Genomic DNA, 16,291 nt, shown 5'->3' with positions numbered 1-16,291 from the left:
GAAGATAGACGTGAGCGGCGGCTCATACTGCCGCTATAAGGGATTAAGTACCAAGCACTCACAAGGTGAGTTGGAGCGAATAATGAGTACTGTTGCATTTATTGGTTTGGGAAATATGGGCGGCCCGATGGCGGCCAATCTGATTAAGGCGGGTTTTACCGTTAAAGTATTCGATCTGGTGCCAGCAGCGATGCAAGCATTAGCGCAGCAGGGTGCGCTCACGGCGACAAGTGCCTGTGGCGCAGCAGCCGGGGCAGATATCGTTGTGACTATGTTACCTGCGGGCAAGCATGTACGTAGCCTTTATGTAAGCGATGATACAAATAAAGGTCTTATCGATGTGGTGGCGCCGGGAACCTTACTTATCGACTGCTCAACCATAGATGCTGACAGTGCGCGATTTGTGGCTGAACATGCGGCCAACAAGGGTCTTGAGTTTATCGATGCGCCAGTCTCTGGCGGCACAGCAGGTGCGGCTGCTGGTACATTGACCTTTATTTGTGGTGGTAGCGATAAGGCATTTGAACAGGCGCAGGGCGCACTGAATGCTATGGGCGCGAATATCTTCCACGCTGGTGGTCCTGGTGCTGGGCAAGTCGCTAAGATATGTAATAATATGCTGCTTTCGGTATTGATGGTTGCCACATCGGAATCGCTACAGATGGGAGTCGATCATGGACTCGATCCTAAGGTCCTATCCGATATCATGAAAGTCAGTAGTGGTGGCAATTGGACGTTAGATAAATATAATCCTTGTCCAGGTGTGATGGAGTCTGTTCCTTCGTCAAACGATTATCAAGGTGGCTTTATGGTCGACTTGATGGTGAAAGACTTAGGGCTTTCTCAAGAGGCGGCATTGTTATCTAATTCAAGCACACCTATGGGCGCATTAGCGCGTAGCCTCTATGTGAATCATGCGAAGCAGGGTAACGGTAAACGAGATTTTTCGAGTATTTTTGAGCAGTTTGCTCATTCAAAGCAGATAAAAAAATAAAGGGTGTTCCAATGGATTTAAAAGATAAGGTTGTTGTTATTACAGGTGGTGCAGGTGGACTAGGTTACGCCATGGCGGAAAATTTAGCGGCTGCAGGTGCCAAATTAGCACTTATCGACGTTGACCAAGAGAAGTTGGAAAAAGCCTGTGCCAATATCGGTGCAACGACTGAAGTTCAAGGCTATGCCGTTGATATTACAGATGAAGAAGATGTGTTTGCCACTTTCCAATTCATTAAAGAGGACTTTGGTCAGGTCAATGTGTTGGTGAACAACGCTGGGATCTTGCGTGACGGTCTGCTGCTGAAGGCAAAAGAGGATCAGGTATTCGACCGTATGTCGTTCGAGCAATTCCAATCGGTGATTAACGTTAACCTAACGGGATCATTCCTGTGCGGTCGCGAAGCGGCTGCTGCAATGATTGAGACCAAGCAAGAAGGGGTCATTATTAATATCTCTAGCCTTGCAAAAGCGGGTAACGTGGGCCAGACAAACTATGCTGCATCTAAGGCCGGTGTCGCGGCAATGAGCGTGGGCTGGGCTAAAGAACTTGCACGTTACAACATTCGTAGCGCTGCGGTCGCACCGGGTGTGATTGAAACCGAGATGACAGCAGCCATGAAGCCTGAAGCGTTAGAGCGTTTAGAGAAGATGGTGCCTGTTGGACGCTTAGGTCAAGCGCAAGAGATCGCATCGACTGTTCGTTTCATCATCGAAAATGACTACGTTAACGGCCGAGTATTCGAGATTGATGGTGGCATTCGTTTGTAAGCTTAGGCCAAACGCGAGAGCTCGCATTGGCGCAAGGTTTTATCATAGAAGATGATTATGTGAGCAGATGAGTAAACAGAGTCGATGGTAACATCAGTTTGGACGCTTAGGTCAAGCACAAGAGATCGCATCGACAGTTCGTTTCATCATCGAAAATGACTATGTTAACGGCCGCGTATTCGAGATTGATGGTGGCATTCGTTTGTAAGTCTTGATTACAAATGAAAAATAACGGGCTTAGGCCCGTTTTTTTATGTGAGGATACGACGATTTGAACAATTGCTTAGCAATAGGCCATAATAGCTTCATTGTAAAAGGAATATGGCAGCAAAATGGATAAGCTTGAAAGAGCGACAAAATGGATGATGCTAGTCGTAGGTTGCGTCGGTCTGTTGGTGATCTATTTTGGCTTTTTTTATCTTCTTTTTACGGGCAGAAGCACGGCGGCCATCCCTTGGTACATCTTGCTGTCGCCTTGGGTGTGTATTTATTTTGGCCTAAGCCAGAAAAAGCAGTTGGCTGTCATTCGATGGTTTGTGAATAAATGGCCGCGAAAGTGAGTCGTTTGCTTGATACATCGTCATTTAGTTAGCAGGGTTAACTTGAGCTTTTAGGGCGTAATTCCTAGGTATAAAATGAAAGCGATTAAAACAACATTGTTAGCTTTAGCCGGCCTGTTAACCCTAATAGGCTGTGATAATGCATCTAAAAGGAGCGAAGTCATTGCTCCTAAGCCCGCTATCGAAGGGAGTCGTGTAGCCGAGTTTGGTAGCTGGGCTTCTCCGGTAACGCCTGAAGATGTATATGATCTCACTGATGATATCAGTGATGTGCGTGCGACATCTCAGGGCATTTATTTCGTGCAATCTAATGCAGACAATGAAGATAAGAAAGGCGTATATCGGTTAGAACGTGATGGCAGTGCCAGTAAGGTGGTATCGTCAAACTTCGATATCCGTAGCCGTGTCCATGAGTATGGTGGTTCGCCCTTTGTCGCTATCGGTAATAGCTTGTTTGCCACTAAATTTTCTGACCAAATTTTATATCGTATTGCGCCTAATCAAGCCCCCTTTCCCCTAACGCCAAATGGCACGCGTCATGCGGGCTGTATCTCAAACTCTAAGGCTTCACGACTCATCTGTATTCGTGAAGATCATCGCGGTAAAGGTGAGCCTGTAAATAGTTTAGTCGGTATCAACTTAAGCTATGCCGATGAAGGCGTTTCACTGGTGTCTGGTGCCGATTTTTACTCAAAACCGGTGCTATCTCCTGACCAAAGCCAGCTGGCGTGGGTATCATGGCAGCACCCGAATATGCAGTGGGACCAAACTCAGCTGTGGATCGCCGATATCGATGCCAAAGGGGCGATTCAAAATCCACGACAGATCCACACACAGCAGAAAGGCGCCATTACTCAGCCTCTGTACAGCCCGACAGGGCAACTTTACTTTATCGCCGATTTCAACAATTGGTGGAATATTTACCGCTTAAATGAGGCCTATGAGGTCGAAATTGTTTTAGAGCAGCAAGCCGAGTTTGCCGATGCAGACTGGCGAGTCGGCAAGTATAACTACGCCTTTGAAAATGAACACTCGCTAGTGGCAAGTTATAGTCATGAAGGCCAAGCGCATCTGATCCGTATCGATACCATGAGTGGCACAGTGGATGCGATAGCGGTGGATTTTGCAGAGATAGCCTACGTAACACAACATGAAAATGAAGTGTTATTTGTCGGGGCTAAAGAGACACCAGAGAAGGGAATTTATAAAGTACAGGGGCGCTCGGCTCAGCTTGTTTATGCGCCTAAGTTACCAGTGATGGATCCTAATTTTATCTCTAGAGCCCAGAGCTTGAGTTTTAAAACCGCCGATGGGCAGACCGCTTATGGCTACCTGTATCAGCCCAAGAACCCTAATTTTCAAGGCCCTAAGCATCAAGAGCCTCCTTTGGTTATGATGATGCACTCAGGGCCAACGGCAAAGGCGAGCCGCGCCTTTAGGCGGGATATTCAGTATTGGACTAGCCGAGGTTTTGCTGTCTTTGATGTGAATTACCGCGGCAGTACCGGTTTTGGACGAGATTATCGTAACAGTCTCTATGGTAATTGGGGCAAGTCAGATGTGGAGGATGCGGTGCGAGCCGCAGGCTTCTTGGTCAACAGTGGATATGTCGATGGGCGAAAACTGGCGATAAGAGGTAACCGTGCTGGTGGTTTTACCGCGCTGTCGGCGGTGGCCTTTTACAGTACCTTCGGCGCGGGCGTCAGCTACTCTGGGATCAGCGATATGGAAGAGTTTAAGCGTCACTCCCATAAGTTTGAGTCCCACTACTTATTGCGATTGCTCGGCAATATCGATAACTATCACCAGCGTTCGGCGATGTCGAATATTAAAGGCGTGAACGAGCCTTTACTGCTTATTCAGGGGGTGAATGACTCGCTTATTCCCGCCGAACAGTCGTTGATAATTTATCAGGCTGTAAAGAACAAGGGAGTGCCTGTTGCTTACCTCGAGTTTAATGAAGATGCGGTAAATCGAGTTTCAGCCCAGAGCAAGAAGCTGGCTCTGGAAGCCGAGCTCTCTTTCTACGGTCAGATCTTTGGTTTTACTCCCGCGGGCAGCTTACCGGCATTAGCGATCGAAAATATCGACAACCTACGCCGCAGATAAGCCGTAAATCGTTTCTGTAGCCTGTAGCGAGCTTATGTTGATAGTGTCTCGTCCTAAAATAGGTTGATAGTTTTGAGTATGCTAGCCAGCAGCCTTAGGGGGGCATTAGCCAGCGCCATTTTGCTTTTGACTCAGGCCCGTGAGTATGGCGCAGTTGGGCTGCTCACCGCCTTGGCAGTCGTGAATAAGCTGAGCCAGTTGCTCTCTTAAGTTGCTTAGTTGGGTAATGCGCGTTTCAATATCCTGTAAGTGGTGCATCGCGAGCGCCTTCACATCGGCTGCATTACGGTCTGAGTTATTTTGTAACTCGAGTAGCGTCTTACATTCCTCTAACGCAAAACCGAGTGTGCGGCAATGTTGAATAAACAGCAACGCTTCAATTGAACTTTGACTGTATTCACGATAGCCATTGTCACCGCGCAGACCGAGTACTAGCCCAATATCATGATAGTAACGGATCCTCTTGACCGAGAGTCCGGTTAATTTTGCTACCTCTCCAATTTTCATTAGAAGTCTCCTAAAATTAATTCAACTAATTTCAATTTAGCTCAACTTTAGCTTTGACTCTCCCCTTATGGGAGACATTACCCTGAGTGACATCAAGAAACAAATTGGGAACTGTTCTAATGGCTAACATAAGTTTATATGTACCTAAGATGAGCTGTGCCAGCTGTGTTGCAAAGGTTGAAACAGCCTTTGCCGATGCCAGCCAAAACGGCCAACGTGAAATCAGCGCCAGAGTGAATTTAGCCGATAAGTTGGTATTGGTGTCCGGTGATATAGTAGCAAAAGAGGCACTCGAGATAATTAGTCGTGTGGGTTATGACGGTGAGTTGGTGATCGATGCCCGTACCGCCGCTGAGCAAAAAAGTGATGATGAACGCAAAGAGTATCGCCTAAGGTTAATACAGGCGGCCATTGGCTTAGGTCTCGGTGTGCCGTTAATGCTTTGGGGCTTACTCGGCGGCGAAATGATGGTGAACAATGCCCAGCAGCAATTAGCTTGGGGCGTAGTCGGTGTTATCACCTTGTTGGTGATGCTATTCACCGGAGGTCATTTCTACCAAGGCATGTGGCGAGCCATTAAAGCCAAGTCAGCCAATATGGACACCCTTATCGCATTAGGCACTAGCGCTGCTTGGATCTATTCCATGATGGTCGTAACAGCGCCCGAGTGGTTTCCAGCCGATACGCGCCATGTGTACTTTGAGGCCAGTGTAATGATCTTAGGCTTAATCAATCTTGGCCATGCTTTAGAGCTGCGCGCGCGGGGTAAAACCAGTGAAGCGGTGCAGCGTTTGCTGGGGTTACAGGTGACCACTGCGATAAGGCTGACCGACAATGGTGATGAGGAGGTTGAGATTAATCTCCTACGGGTGGGAGATAGATTACGCCTTAAGCCTGGCGATAGAGTCGCATTAGATGGTGAGATCTTATATGGGCAGACAACTATCAATGAGTCCATGCTGACCGGAGAGCCTATTCCGATTCATAAAGCGGTAGGCGACACTATTAGCGCGGGCACGGTCAACGGTAACGGCGCAGTTATCTACAGAGCTACCGCAAGCGCTCAAGATACTAAGCTGTCGAAGATCATCGAATTAGTGCAGCAGGCGCAGACCTCTAAAATGCCCATAGGCCGCTTGACCGATAAGATCTCCGCCTACTTCGTTCCTGTAGTTGTCATTATTGCGCTACTGAGCTCGTCATTTTGGTATCTGTTTGGCCCATCACCTGCGCTGTCCCATGCTCTGGTCGTACTGACTAGCGTGTTGATCATTGCCTGTCCTTGTGCACTCGGCTTAGCCACCCCTATGTCGATCATGGTGTCTGTTGGCCGCGCGGCGCAGATGGGGGTTTTGGTGAGAAATGGTGAGGCGCTGCAAACTGCCAGTAAAGTCACAACTGTGGTACTCGATAAAACGGGCACCATTACGGCCGGTAAGCCCGAAGTCCATGAGGTTGTGATACTACAATCTGAGCTCGATGAACTCAGCCTGCTGGGTGATGTCGCTGCACTGGAGCAACACTCGGAGCATCCTCTTGCTAGCGCGATTATCGATAAGGCGAAGACGGTAGCAGTTAAGTTTATTGAGCCAGAAAGTTTCACCAATATACAAGGAAAAGGCATTGTCGGCACCGTCAATGGTAAGCACTATAGCATTGGTAATTTGAGCCTGATGCAGCAAGCTGGCATCGATAATCTTGCTGATTATCAACCGCAGATCTCAGAGTTTGCTAATCAAGGCCAGACGCCCGTGTTTGTGGCTAGCGACAGGCAATTACTGGCTATTATTGCCATTGCCGATCCAATAAAGCCCGATGCCATGCAAGCGGTGCAGAAGATGCAACAAGCGGGACTTAAGTTGGTGTTACTCACCGGAGATAACCAACTGACGGCGCGAGCGGTTGCCGATAAAGTCGGGATCACTACGGTATTTGCCGAGGTGTTACCTGAAGATAAGCAATCGAAAGTGATTGAGCTCAAGCGCGCCGGCGAAGTGGTGGCCATGGTGGGAGACGGTATTAATGATGCGCCCGCATTGATGAGCGCGGATGTGGGGCTTGCCATGGGAAGTGGCACAGAGATCGCTATCGAGAGCGCCGACTTTACCTTGTTATCAACACGGCTAGTGGTGATTGCCGATACGCTTTTACTGGCTAAGGCGAGCATGAGAAACATCAAGCAAAATCTGTTTGGGGCATTTATTTACAATACCTTAGGGATCCCTATCGCAGCAGGCGTATTATTTCCCTTTACAGGACTCTTATTGAGCCCTGTGATTGCAGGGGCGGCCATGGCGCTATCATCACTAACTGTGGTGAGTAATGCCAATCGGTTAAGGCGCGTAGCACTTAGCTAGGTAACGCACTCAGTAGCTAACAGGTTGCAATAGCTTGCATGGCCATTAGCTAGCCGAGTTTAATGGGCGTAATCAGCGCGTTAATCTACAGACAAAACCGTGAGGGCGAAATTCGTCTAAATGTCACCTCAAATGGCTATTGGCAGTTGATAAATTAGCCTAAAATGCTATAGTATCGCGCTTAATTTTACAGGCTTGGCGCCAAGCGGCGTCAACCTTCGGCCAGTAGGTCGGTATCGGGTAAAATCTTGGTACTGGGCTACTGGTTTTTGTTTTATCTATGATGACGTTAATCATATAACCAAGAGCGGAATTGTCACTTTGATTACTACAGCTAATATCACCATGCAGTTTGGCGCTAAGCCACTGTTTGAAAACATCTCAATTAAGTTTGGCGGCGGAAACAGATACGGTCTGATCGGCGCGAACGGTTGTGGTAAATCAACCTTCATGAAGATCCTTGCTGGTGATTTAGAGCCTACAGCGGGTAACGTTTCATTAGATGTAAACGAACGTCTAGGTAAGCTAAGCCAGAACCAGTTCGGCTACGAAGAGTTCAGTGTTGTTGACACTGTAATCATGGGTCATGCTGAGCTTTGGGAAGTAAAGAAAGAGCGTGATCGCATTTACTCACTTCCTGAGATGTCTGAAGAAGACGGCATCAAGGTTGCGGAGCTTGAGATGGAATTCGCTGAGATGGACGGTTATACCGCTGAATCTCGCGCGGGTGAACTGTTAATGGGCGTAGGTATTGGCGTTGAGCAACACTTTGGTTTAATGAGCGAAATTGCACCAGGCTTCAAGCTACGTGTACTTTTGGCTCAAGCACTGTTCTCAGATCCAGATGTACTGCTTCTTGACGAACCAACCAACAACTTGGATATCGACACCATTCGTTGGTTACAAGAGATGCTAAACCAACGTAACAGCACCATGATTATCATCTCGCACGATAGATATTTCTTGAACTCAGTTTGTACTCATATGGCTGACTTAGACTACGGTGAACTACGTGTTTACCCTGGTAACTACGATGAGTACATGATGGCTGCGCAGCAAGCTCGCGAGCGTTTAATGTCTGACAACGCTAAGAAGAAAGCACAAATTGCTGAGCTTCAAGGCTTCGTTGCACGTTTCTCTGCTAACGCTTCTAAAGCTAAGCAAGCTACATCACGCGCTAAGCTAATTGATAAGATTAAGCTAGACGAAGTAAAAGCCTCTAGCCGTGTTAACCCATTCATCCGTTTCGAACAAGAGAAGAAATTGTTCCGTAACGCACTAGTGGTTGAAGATCTAGCGAAAGGTTTTGACCACACGCTATTTAAAGATCTAAACATCATTGCCGAAGTGGGCGAGCGTATCGCAATCTTAGGTGAGAACGGTGTGGGTAAAACCACCTTGCTACGTACCTTAGTACACGATATCCCACAAGATAGCGGTACTATCCAGTGGTCTGAAAACTCATCTATTGGCTACTATGCACAGGATCACGAGTCAGATTTCGCTAACGACATGACTTTGTTTGACTGGATGAGCCAATGGCGTAAACCAGAAGATGACGATCAGTCTGTTCGTGGTTACTTAGGCCGTATGCTATTTAGCTCTGATGACATCAAGAAGTCAGTAAAAGTGCTATCGGGTGGTGAGAAGGGGCGTATGCTGTTTGGTAAGCTAATCATGCAAAAGCCAAACATCCTGCTACTCGACGAACCTACTAACCACATGGATATGGAATCGATTGAGTCATTGAACAACGCGCTTGAAATGTACGAAGGTACACTGTTCTTCGTCAGTCATGACCGTGCATTCGTATCATCTCTGGCGAACCGTATCCTTGAGATCACCCCTGAAGGTGTGAATGACTTCAAGGGAACTTATGATGAGTTCCTTGCGAGCAAAGGTATCGAAGGTTAATCCACTTTTGCTGGTTAACTTGTAAAAAATAAAGCCCGAGTAATCGGGCTTTTTTATGTTTGGAACATTTATGTCACTCTTTCTTTTAAGAGCGTCCATGGATGGAACTTTCTGTTAAACTAGGGTTTTCTTTCCATTCAGCGCATAGCAAACAGCTCCTGATGATAGTCAGCGGGGAGCAGTCCATGCTGCACGAAATCTTGTCGCAGTGCGCTGCCAAATTCTGATGGACCTCAAAACCAAAAGCTAGCGCTTTGCCATTCTGGCACAAGGGTACGGATCCGTTCAGGTGTTAAACGGCCATCTTTGGGGGTTATGGTGATATGTAATCTGATATTGGCCTTTTTAGCCGTTTCCTTAAGTTTATCAATAGCATCTTGATCGTAGTCCGCTGTGACATGGAAGAAGTCTACTTCGCGGTTTCCACGGTCTTTGATGAGATGCTGCATCTTAGCAATAAAAGGTGTTACGCCAATACCTGCCCCAATCCATATTTGGCGGGGGCGATCATCTTTAAAATTAAAACAGCCGTAAGGCCCCTCAACAGAAACCGGCATTCCCACTTTAAGCCATTGGTTCAGCTGCCCAGTCCAGTCGCCAAGCTCTTTGACAACAAAGGTCACACAGGACTCCTGCTCATTCCAAGCTGATGCAATTGTATATGGGTGCGCTCCTTCAGATTTTTTTGAACTGACGAATGCAAATTGTCCAGGTCGATGCCCTGACCAGCCCGGGCTAAGCTTAATGGTACTGGCAATAACCCGGACTCCAGGATAGGAGGTCAGTGAAGTAATCTCGCCCTGTACTTTACGGTTACGACCGACTTGTCCGGTTAGCACTATTAAGGAGGATAGGGTTCCGACAATCAGCAATAGCATCATCAGCCAGCCAATCGGCTGAGACCAATAGTCATACTTAATCAATACGGCCGAATGATACGCCAATAACAAATAGACTATTGCCAGTAATTTGTGAGTTTTCAGAAAGAGGTGATAAGGAAATGATTTTAGTAAGGCCAAAATAATCAGTAACATAGCGAGGTAAAATGCCCACTCACCGATTGATTCTGCTAAACCACGCTGATCCAGTAACCATTGTTGCAGTTGAGGCAGTGCCTCAAGATCTTGTGCCTTTTTTTCTGGACGTATTAACCAGCCCCAACCCACCATCCATTTGGTGCCTTGTGCCCACCACCAGTGAAGAGCTGAAAGCACCAGCCCTGTAATACCAAGCCACTTGTGAAGTCGATACATCTTATCTAGCCCATTAAGGGGACGTTCTAGCCATTTGGGCCTAGTCGCTAACAGCATGGATATACTCATCACAGCAATGCCGATGACACCTGAATACTGAATGAAAACGGAGCGAAAGCTGAAGTAAGTGAAAGGGGGGTGGGCAAAGCTGTCGGCCAGCATCCACAAAGCCGTAAGAGATAACAGGCCAGTTATGAACACTATCTTGATATGTCTCATCGGTGAGAACCCTCAGTGGTTTAACTAACTCCTCTACAACTAAATACTACTCATGGATAATTAGCAAATGGGTCGGCATAGAAAATTACCAAACTAGGGGCAATGTCAAAATACTCTATGCCCAGCAATAAGCGCAGTGTTACTTATCACTCTATATGTAAAGGTTGTACTTTATAGATCGCTTTAGACATGGCTGAATTCATTGGTAATGAGAAGATAGATAAGGTAATCATTAAGCTTCGCTCAGATAGTCATTAAATGTGGCTCTTTTCGTATAGCTTCCGCCATTACGTCCCGATGAGCTTGTTGACTTTTCGCTAATCCTCGACAAATTAAGCTTCTAAAAACCGTCATTTAGACATGCGACAATTGGTTTTAATACTCATAATTAGGTAAATGAAGAGGTGGTTCACAAAACGTTCCAGTGGTGCTGAAACGACAATTCCGGGGCCATAAATGACCTGTCTTGATTCTTTCCCCTTTATTACTCTTTTAGTGCGAAAGCAATAAAATTAAAAGGAGTTATGATGATGAGAAGACATGTAACTGAACATGGTCGCCGGACACTAATCGCCAGTACGCTAATAGCGCTTATGGTTGGTTGTGGCAGCGATAATAATGACAATAACGATAATAATGAAGATGTTAATAAACCTCCAGTGGCTGGCAGTTTATCTGTTGTTGCTGTCATTGGTGAAGAAACTGCCATTGATGTGCTGGCTGAGTCCAGCGATCCTGAGGGGGGGGAGCTAACACTGTCTGAGGCTACAGTTATAAGTGGCGTCGGTGAGGTGCGGATGCAAGATGACCAACTTTGGTTTGAATCAGATACTTATGGTGTAGCCCAAATTGAGTATGTCATTTTGGACGACCACAGTAATGAAGGACGAGCAAAGGTTGATGTGGAAGTGAAGGCCAGTTTGCGAGATTACGTTGGTACTGAAACTTGCCTTAGTTGTCACACTGATAAGGCGAGCTTCCAAGAAACTGGCCATAACTTTAAGTTTACTAAGGTTGAAAATAATCAGATGCCGGAGTTTCCTTTCATGACGATGGAGGGGATATTTGACCATCTAGAGGGTGTCGAGAATAGTTTAGGGGCACCGAAGAGCTGGGCTGATGTTAGCTATGTGCTTGGTGGTTATCAGCGACAAGGGATTTTGCTGGATAAAAATGGTTATATGGTTAATGGTACCAAAGCTATGGTAGATGTGGTGCCAACAGGGGGAGTGATCACTGCAGATAGAATGGTTCCGTTTGCGCCAGGTGCAGGTGCTGATGCTATGCCCTATAAATGTGGTACCTGCCATAACACAGGTTGGCGAGATTACACTTCTGAACCAGGTGATCACCGTAATCGTAATCGTCAGGATGACTTAATCGGCATGGAGGGAACTTTCGCTCTGCCTGGTGTGCAATGTGAGGCGTGCCACGGTGCTGGTAGCGAACACGCTAAGCAACCAAGTAAAGATAATATCACCCGTAAAGCTGAGGGGCGTCTGACCGCGGACTTGACGGCACTGAATATGGCCTATGGAGAGCCTGTAGCCTGTGGTGAATGTCATACAAAAGAAGGGGAACGCTACTACCCAAGCTATCAGACACCTTATAATGCTGACTTTGGTGGAGACACTGTTGGTGGTCGTTATAAGGAATACTTTGAAGAAGGTCGTACCGCTGGAGATGCCTTAAGAGCAATTGACCCTGATACAGGTATACCGAGTGGCTCAAAGCGTCATCTTCACTGTGCTGATTGCCATAACCCACATCTATCGACTAACTTCCAAGATAAACCTGGACACGAAAAGGCATTGATAAAAGAGTGTCAAGATTGTCACGGGGTTAAGGAATTTGCAGATGGAGCAACCAAGGTTCATGCCGCAGTGGCAGACTGTGCAGATTGCCATATGCCAATAAACTCCCACCTGTTCAAAATAGATCTGTCTGAACCTTCTGACAGCCCATATCATTTCTCGAAAGATGGTAAGTTCCGTCAGCCTTGGTTAAGACCTTCACAGTCATGTAAAGCGTGTCATGCTGAAGACTATGATGAGAGAGCCTCACGAGTTGAGCTAATGCACCGTTAAGCTGTTCACTTTAGGACACCGGACAAGGCCGGTGTCCTTGTGTGTCAAAGTGGAATCCGTTACCATTTTTAATGGAGATAAATATAATGGTTTCTTTAGAGAATATTTCAATTACAGAGCATAATGATTCGGACTCTTGTGAGTCCAAAATTGATGTGGTGGAGCTGGAGCAGATTTACACTCATCAAAATCAACATTTCAGTAACCCATTTCAGCCTCAATTTGCCAACTATTTTAGTTTCATCTATATCGAGAAGGGGCAAGGGAAGCACTTAGTGGATGGCGTATTGCATTCTTATCAGAGTGGTGATGTGATCTTTATCAATCAGGGGCAGCACCATGCATTCGATGCAGCTGATTCCCCCCAAGGTAAGATGATCATTATTACCCCTACTTTTTTCTCTGAGTGTTCCGCCAATATTCGCTATTCTTATTTTATTCCGTTTCATTTAAGCCTATCGTGTGCTTCGGTACTGCGGCTTGAGCCTCAGCAGAGCCAAAATTGTCATAGTATGATTAATCTTATATCAGACGCGATCGCTGAAAAGAGAGCTGATTCAATAGAAGTTAAATTACTATTTTCAGCCGTGGTGCTTAAGCTGGCTCAGTTACGTAGTTCACAACAAACTATGGCTGATGGTGAGCATAGGCAACGCTTCAGCGAGTTTCTTAGCTTAGTGGAAAAGAAGTTTCACTGTGAGCGTGAGGCTAAGAGTTATGCGAAGGATATGCATCTAAGCTATAAAGCTTTAAATCAATTATGTAAATGCTGTAGTGGGCGCACGGCTAAGCAGATTATAGATTTTCGTTTGAATTTAGAGATTTTACGTAAGCTAAGAATGCAAGGGGATTGTGTCCAGTCTATCGCTTTCGAGTTGGGTTTCGATGACATTACAAATTTTGTACGCTACTTCAAGCGGCTTAATGGACAAACACCGTCGTGCTATCGTTCGGCCTACAATGCCGTTAACTAATGTCGCTTGACTCTAGTAGGCTTTAAACTCTAGTTCACTAATACAAGGTGAGTTAACAGGTATTATTTAGGGGGAGTTAGTTAGGAGCTTGGGAACAGATGTGATTGCTGTGGGGGGACCCAACAGATAAAGATTAATAATGTTGTTCTCTTCAATCACATTTTGCCACCGTGGACCCTCAACCTGCTTATCGTGCCTAAACATATTTATTTTAGATATTTTAAGGGGGTCTCTGATTTATACCATCGCATTAAGTGACTTTTTACTGGTCTTAATTGATTGACAGCTCTTTCCTGCACATCCTCCCTATAGTGATCTATTGAGTATTATTGCTTCTTCTAGATTGATTGCAGCGCTTCTTGAGTGGCAAAGCCCCGTATAACATTAATGAGCGTGATAACGGCAAAGACGATAATGATTAAAGAAAGGTGCCAGGCTTGGCTCACCCCTAAATGAAGCAGTACCATGCTGACGATCGAGGAAACCACCATCTGACCGCCCCCTGACATCGCCGCTGCCGCTCCAGCTTGTTTCTTGTATGGTTGCATCACCATAGCCTGTACACAAGGTAAGGCTATGCTGTTACCTAAGATCATCAATAGTTGTCCCAACATTAAATATAAAGGCTCGACTGGGCAGAGAAATAACCATAATGCAGCGGCAACATGTAGCACGGGAGTACATAGCAGCAATTTCTTACTGCCGATTAAGGGGCGTACACGATTACAGATGCTGGTACCCGCTAACATACCTAATGCTGGGATGAGCGCCCACATTGCGTATTTATCAGACGTCATACCAATTTGGTCTTGCATAATAAATGGCATCAGCGAAATAGTGGTGATCATTAAACTAAAATTGAGCCAACCTATGCTGGCAAAACTTATGAAATAACGTGAACTTAATAGCTCACGATACTGAAGTAACATCTTCTTTGGAGAAGGGAGTGCTGAGGGCTCGTCAAGGGTTTCTTGAAATCGTAACGCGACAATCGCCCAAACAAGAGACAGGTAGCCCAGCAGAGAGATGAACACCATAGTCCAACCAAAATGGAAGTTGATGAAACCACCTATCACTGGAGCTATCAAAGGTGTTATCGATGCGGCCATTGCGATGTAGGACATAGCAACTGGCAGTTCTGCACCACTGAAGCTATCTCGTGTTGAGGCTCGCGCTAGCACAGCACAGCATCCAGTACCTAGACCTTGAAGAAAGCGGCCTAATACCATGCCTGTAAACGAATGGCTGAGAAATATAATCATCAGTAGACCTAACATTGCTATCACAAGACCGAGCAACAGCACTTTCTTGCGCCCAATTGCATCTGAAACTGGGCCATAGATAAACTGTGATGGGCCAAAGCCTAGCAAGTAAACACTGATTAAGATCTGAACTTGTTCGTGGGAAACCTCAAAGTCTTTGGCGATCCAAGGGAGTGACGGGAATACTAATCCCATACTCAACTGCCCGACACTGATAATTAAACATGCTATTAAAATTGCTTTAAAATTCATTATTCTGTCCGCTATTTATCATTTGAGGATGAGGTCTGTTTTCCTCTGCGCCTTAAGCTACCTTCATCGTCAAATGTAGCCAACTTGGCCTTAACCCGTTTTACCGTAGATAAACTGACGCCGCACTGCTCGGCAACACTGTGTAGAGTCTGCCCTTCAAGTAACAATGTGGCGATCTGCTGATGCTTTTCTTTATTTGCTGGTCTACCGCTGAATTTTCGGTTCCATTGTTCAGGGTCTTTCTTGAGTGCATTTCTCCCTTGCTCTGCAGCGAAAAGCCGATGTTGGGTTTGTATGTTTGCGTAGCCTGATATGAGAGCCAGTAATGCATGGTTATGAGGAAAGTCTGCTTCGAATTTTAGAGGTTCACAGCGAGTCTCTAATATCACGCCCTTTTCCAATAAACGCTTAATAACCTCTAACGTTTGACTAAAATCATGACTAAAGTCAGTTAACCACCAAACAATAACCGTATCCCCAGATTTAACAGAGTTAAACAATTGCTTAAATGCAGCTCGAGCCATTGGAGGAATGTCACCGCGCACTTTATCTTGAAAATGCTCAGCCTCGGGGGTTAATGCTAGCATCGCAGCGAGTTGACCTTGGTAGGCTTTATTCTTAGGAGAGTAACGACTGTAAAGGTAGGTCTTTATAACATCCTCTTCTTATGGCTTATTTGGAGTTGTGGTTCATAATTGTAGTTCAGTTATTTGATCTGTACAAGGCTCATTGAGCTGTGAGCAATATTTGCTTGGGTCATTGTGAGAATATTTAACTGAATTAACCAGTTAAACCTGAAAATTATTTTTCTAATGGCCGCGTTAAAATGAGTAGATAGAGTAGAGCTAAGCTTAAATAAGCACTCAAAGGCATGGTTATAGGTGCGCACTAGTATGTTGTAGTTAGGTTTATAGTCGATAAAAAACAATGCTTATGAGTTATACCATTGCCTACTCTATTTTTTGTGCCTTTTAACTAAAACAGTTTTTGCGCTAAAGCAAGTCGCTTCACGTTTATCAACACCCTAGTGAAG

The 16,291-nt window shown here is 45.8% G+C and carries 12 protein-coding genes and 1 pseudogene; 9 read left to right on the top strand and 4 right to left on the bottom strand.

The genetic code is table 11. The features are described from left to right. The first annotated feature begins 82 nt into the window (after positions 1-82). The 5 genes and pseudogenes from mmsB to L1D44_RS13410 all read left to right on the top strand — a co-directional run bounded on the left by mmsB (position 83) and on the right by L1D44_RS13410 (position 4,433). The gene (mmsB, locus tag L1D44_RS13430) at positions 83-994 is read left to right on the top strand and encodes a 3-hydroxyisobutyrate dehydrogenase (protein WP_239891373.1); all 912 of its coding nucleotides are present in this window, start codon (positions 83-85) and stop codon (positions 992-994) included. Positions 995-1,005: 11 nt separating this feature from the next. Continuing rightward, entirely contained in the window at positions 1,006-1,764 is a 759-nt protein-coding gene (locus tag L1D44_RS13425; RefSeq protein WP_239891371.1) for an SDR family oxidoreductase, read from the top strand. A 100-nt stretch (positions 1,765-1,864) separates the two neighbouring features. Further along, positions 1,865-1,972 (top strand): annotated as a pseudogene (locus L1D44_RS13420) (short chain dehydrogenase); the annotation flags it as partial. Positions 1,973-2,096: 124 nt separating this feature from the next. Continuing rightward, positions 2,097-2,324, top strand: coding sequence for a hypothetical protein (locus tag L1D44_RS13415; protein WP_220769610.1), 228 nt, complete (start codon positions 2,097-2,099; stop codon positions 2,322-2,324). A gap of 75 nt (positions 2,325-2,399) precedes the next feature. Continuing rightward, positions 2,400-4,433 carry a prolyl oligopeptidase family serine peptidase gene (locus tag L1D44_RS13410; protein ID WP_239891369.1) on the top strand — a complete coding sequence of 678 codons (2,034 nt, stop codon included), beginning with the start codon at positions 2,400-2,402 and terminating at the stop codon, positions 4,431-4,433. Between the two features lie 105 nt (positions 4,434-4,538). Here L1D44_RS13410 and cueR read toward each other — a convergent pair whose 3' ends face one another. Continuing rightward, positions 4,539-4,940, bottom strand: coding sequence for a Cu(I)-responsive transcriptional regulator (gene cueR / locus L1D44_RS13405; RefSeq protein WP_239891366.1), 402 nt, complete (start codon positions 4,938-4,940; stop codon positions 4,539-4,541). Positions 4,941-5,059: 119 nt separating this feature from the next. Between cueR and L1D44_RS13400 the strand changes: the two genes are divergently transcribed. Both L1D44_RS13400 and L1D44_RS13395 read left to right on the top strand, forming a co-directional pair. Beyond that, entirely contained in the window at positions 5,060-7,297 is a 2,238-nt protein-coding gene (locus L1D44_RS13400) for a heavy metal translocating P-type ATPase (protein WP_239891364.1), read from the top strand. Between the two features lie 321 nt (positions 7,298-7,618). Beyond that, a complete protein-coding gene (locus L1D44_RS13395) occupies positions 7,619-9,211 on the top strand; it encodes an ABC-F family ATPase (protein ID WP_239891362.1) in 1,593 nt (530 codons plus the stop codon). Positions 9,212-9,444: 233 nt separating this feature from the next. On the opposite strand, the gene L1D44_RS13390 is transcribed toward L1D44_RS13395, so the two are convergent. Continuing rightward, on the bottom strand, positions 9,445-10,683 hold the full coding sequence (locus L1D44_RS13390; RefSeq protein WP_239891361.1) for a ferric reductase-like transmembrane domain-containing protein: 1,239 nt from the start codon (positions 10,681-10,683) through the stop codon (positions 9,445-9,447). Between the two features lie 524 nt (positions 10,684-11,207). On the opposite strand from L1D44_RS13390, the gene L1D44_RS13385 reads away from it, so the two are divergent. Both L1D44_RS13385 and L1D44_RS13380 read left to right on the top strand, forming a co-directional pair. After that, entirely contained in the window at positions 11,208-12,770 is a 1,563-nt protein-coding gene (locus tag L1D44_RS13385) for a hypothetical protein (protein ID WP_239891359.1), read from the top strand. Positions 12,771-12,856: 86 nt separating this feature from the next. Next, positions 12,857-13,744, top strand: a complete 888-nt coding sequence (locus tag L1D44_RS13380) for a helix-turn-helix transcriptional regulator (protein WP_239891357.1) — start codon at positions 12,857-12,859, stop codon at positions 13,742-13,744. 338 nt (positions 13,745-14,082) lie between these two features. Here L1D44_RS13380 and L1D44_RS13375 read toward each other — a convergent pair whose 3' ends face one another. Both L1D44_RS13375 and L1D44_RS13370 read right to left on the bottom strand, forming a co-directional pair. Then, on the bottom strand, positions 14,083-15,258 hold the full coding sequence (locus L1D44_RS13375; RefSeq protein WP_239891355.1) for a multidrug effflux MFS transporter: 1,176 nt from the start codon (positions 15,256-15,258) through the stop codon (positions 14,083-14,085). 11 nt (positions 15,259-15,269) lie between these two features. Beyond that, a complete protein-coding gene (locus L1D44_RS13370; RefSeq protein WP_345773637.1) occupies positions 15,270-15,911 on the bottom strand; it encodes a recombinase family protein in 642 nt (213 codons plus the stop codon). Positions 15,912-16,291 lie beyond the last annotated feature (380 nt).

This window comes from Shewanella sp. Isolate13 (genome assembly GCF_022398325.1).
Taxonomy (GTDB): Bacteria; Pseudomonadota; Gammaproteobacteria; order Enterobacterales; family Shewanellaceae; genus Shewanella.
The sequence above is the reverse complement of the archived record's forward strand: the minus strand, read 5'-3'. Positions and strand labels throughout refer to the sequence as shown.

Bases quoted from the DNA above. Each gene is read 5' to 3' on its own strand.
- mmsB (WP_239891373.1), top strand. From the start codon at position 83: ATGAGTACTGTTGCATTTATTGGTTTGGGAAATATGGGCGGCCCGATG.
- L1D44_RS13425 (WP_239891371.1), top strand. From the start codon at position 1,006: ATGGATTTAAAAGATAAGGTTGTTGTTATTACAGGTGGTGCAGGTGGA.
- L1D44_RS13415 (WP_220769610.1), top strand. From the start codon at position 2,097: ATGGATAAGCTTGAAAGAGCGACAAAATGGATGATGCTAGTCGTAGGT.
- L1D44_RS13410 (WP_239891369.1), top strand. From the start codon at position 2,400: ATGAAAGCGATTAAAACAACATTGTTAGCTTTAGCCGGCCTGTTAACC.
- cueR (WP_239891366.1), bottom strand. From the start codon at position 4,940: ATGAAAATTGGAGAGGTAGCAAAATTAACCGGACTCTCGGTCAAGAGG.
- L1D44_RS13400 (WP_239891364.1), top strand. From the start codon at position 5,060: ATGGCTAACATAAGTTTATATGTACCTAAGATGAGCTGTGCCAGCTGT.
- L1D44_RS13390 (WP_239891361.1), bottom strand. From the start codon at position 10,683: ATGAGACATATCAAGATAGTGTTCATAACTGGCCTGTTATCTCTTACG.
- L1D44_RS13385 (WP_239891359.1), top strand. From the start codon at position 11,208: ATGATGATGAGAAGACATGTAACTGAACATGGTCGCCGGACACTAATC.
- L1D44_RS13380 (WP_239891357.1), top strand. From the start codon at position 12,857: ATGGTTTCTTTAGAGAATATTTCAATTACAGAGCATAATGATTCGGAC.
- L1D44_RS13375 (WP_239891355.1), bottom strand. From the start codon at position 15,258: ATGAATTTTAAAGCAATTTTAATAGCATGTTTAATTATCAGTGTCGGG.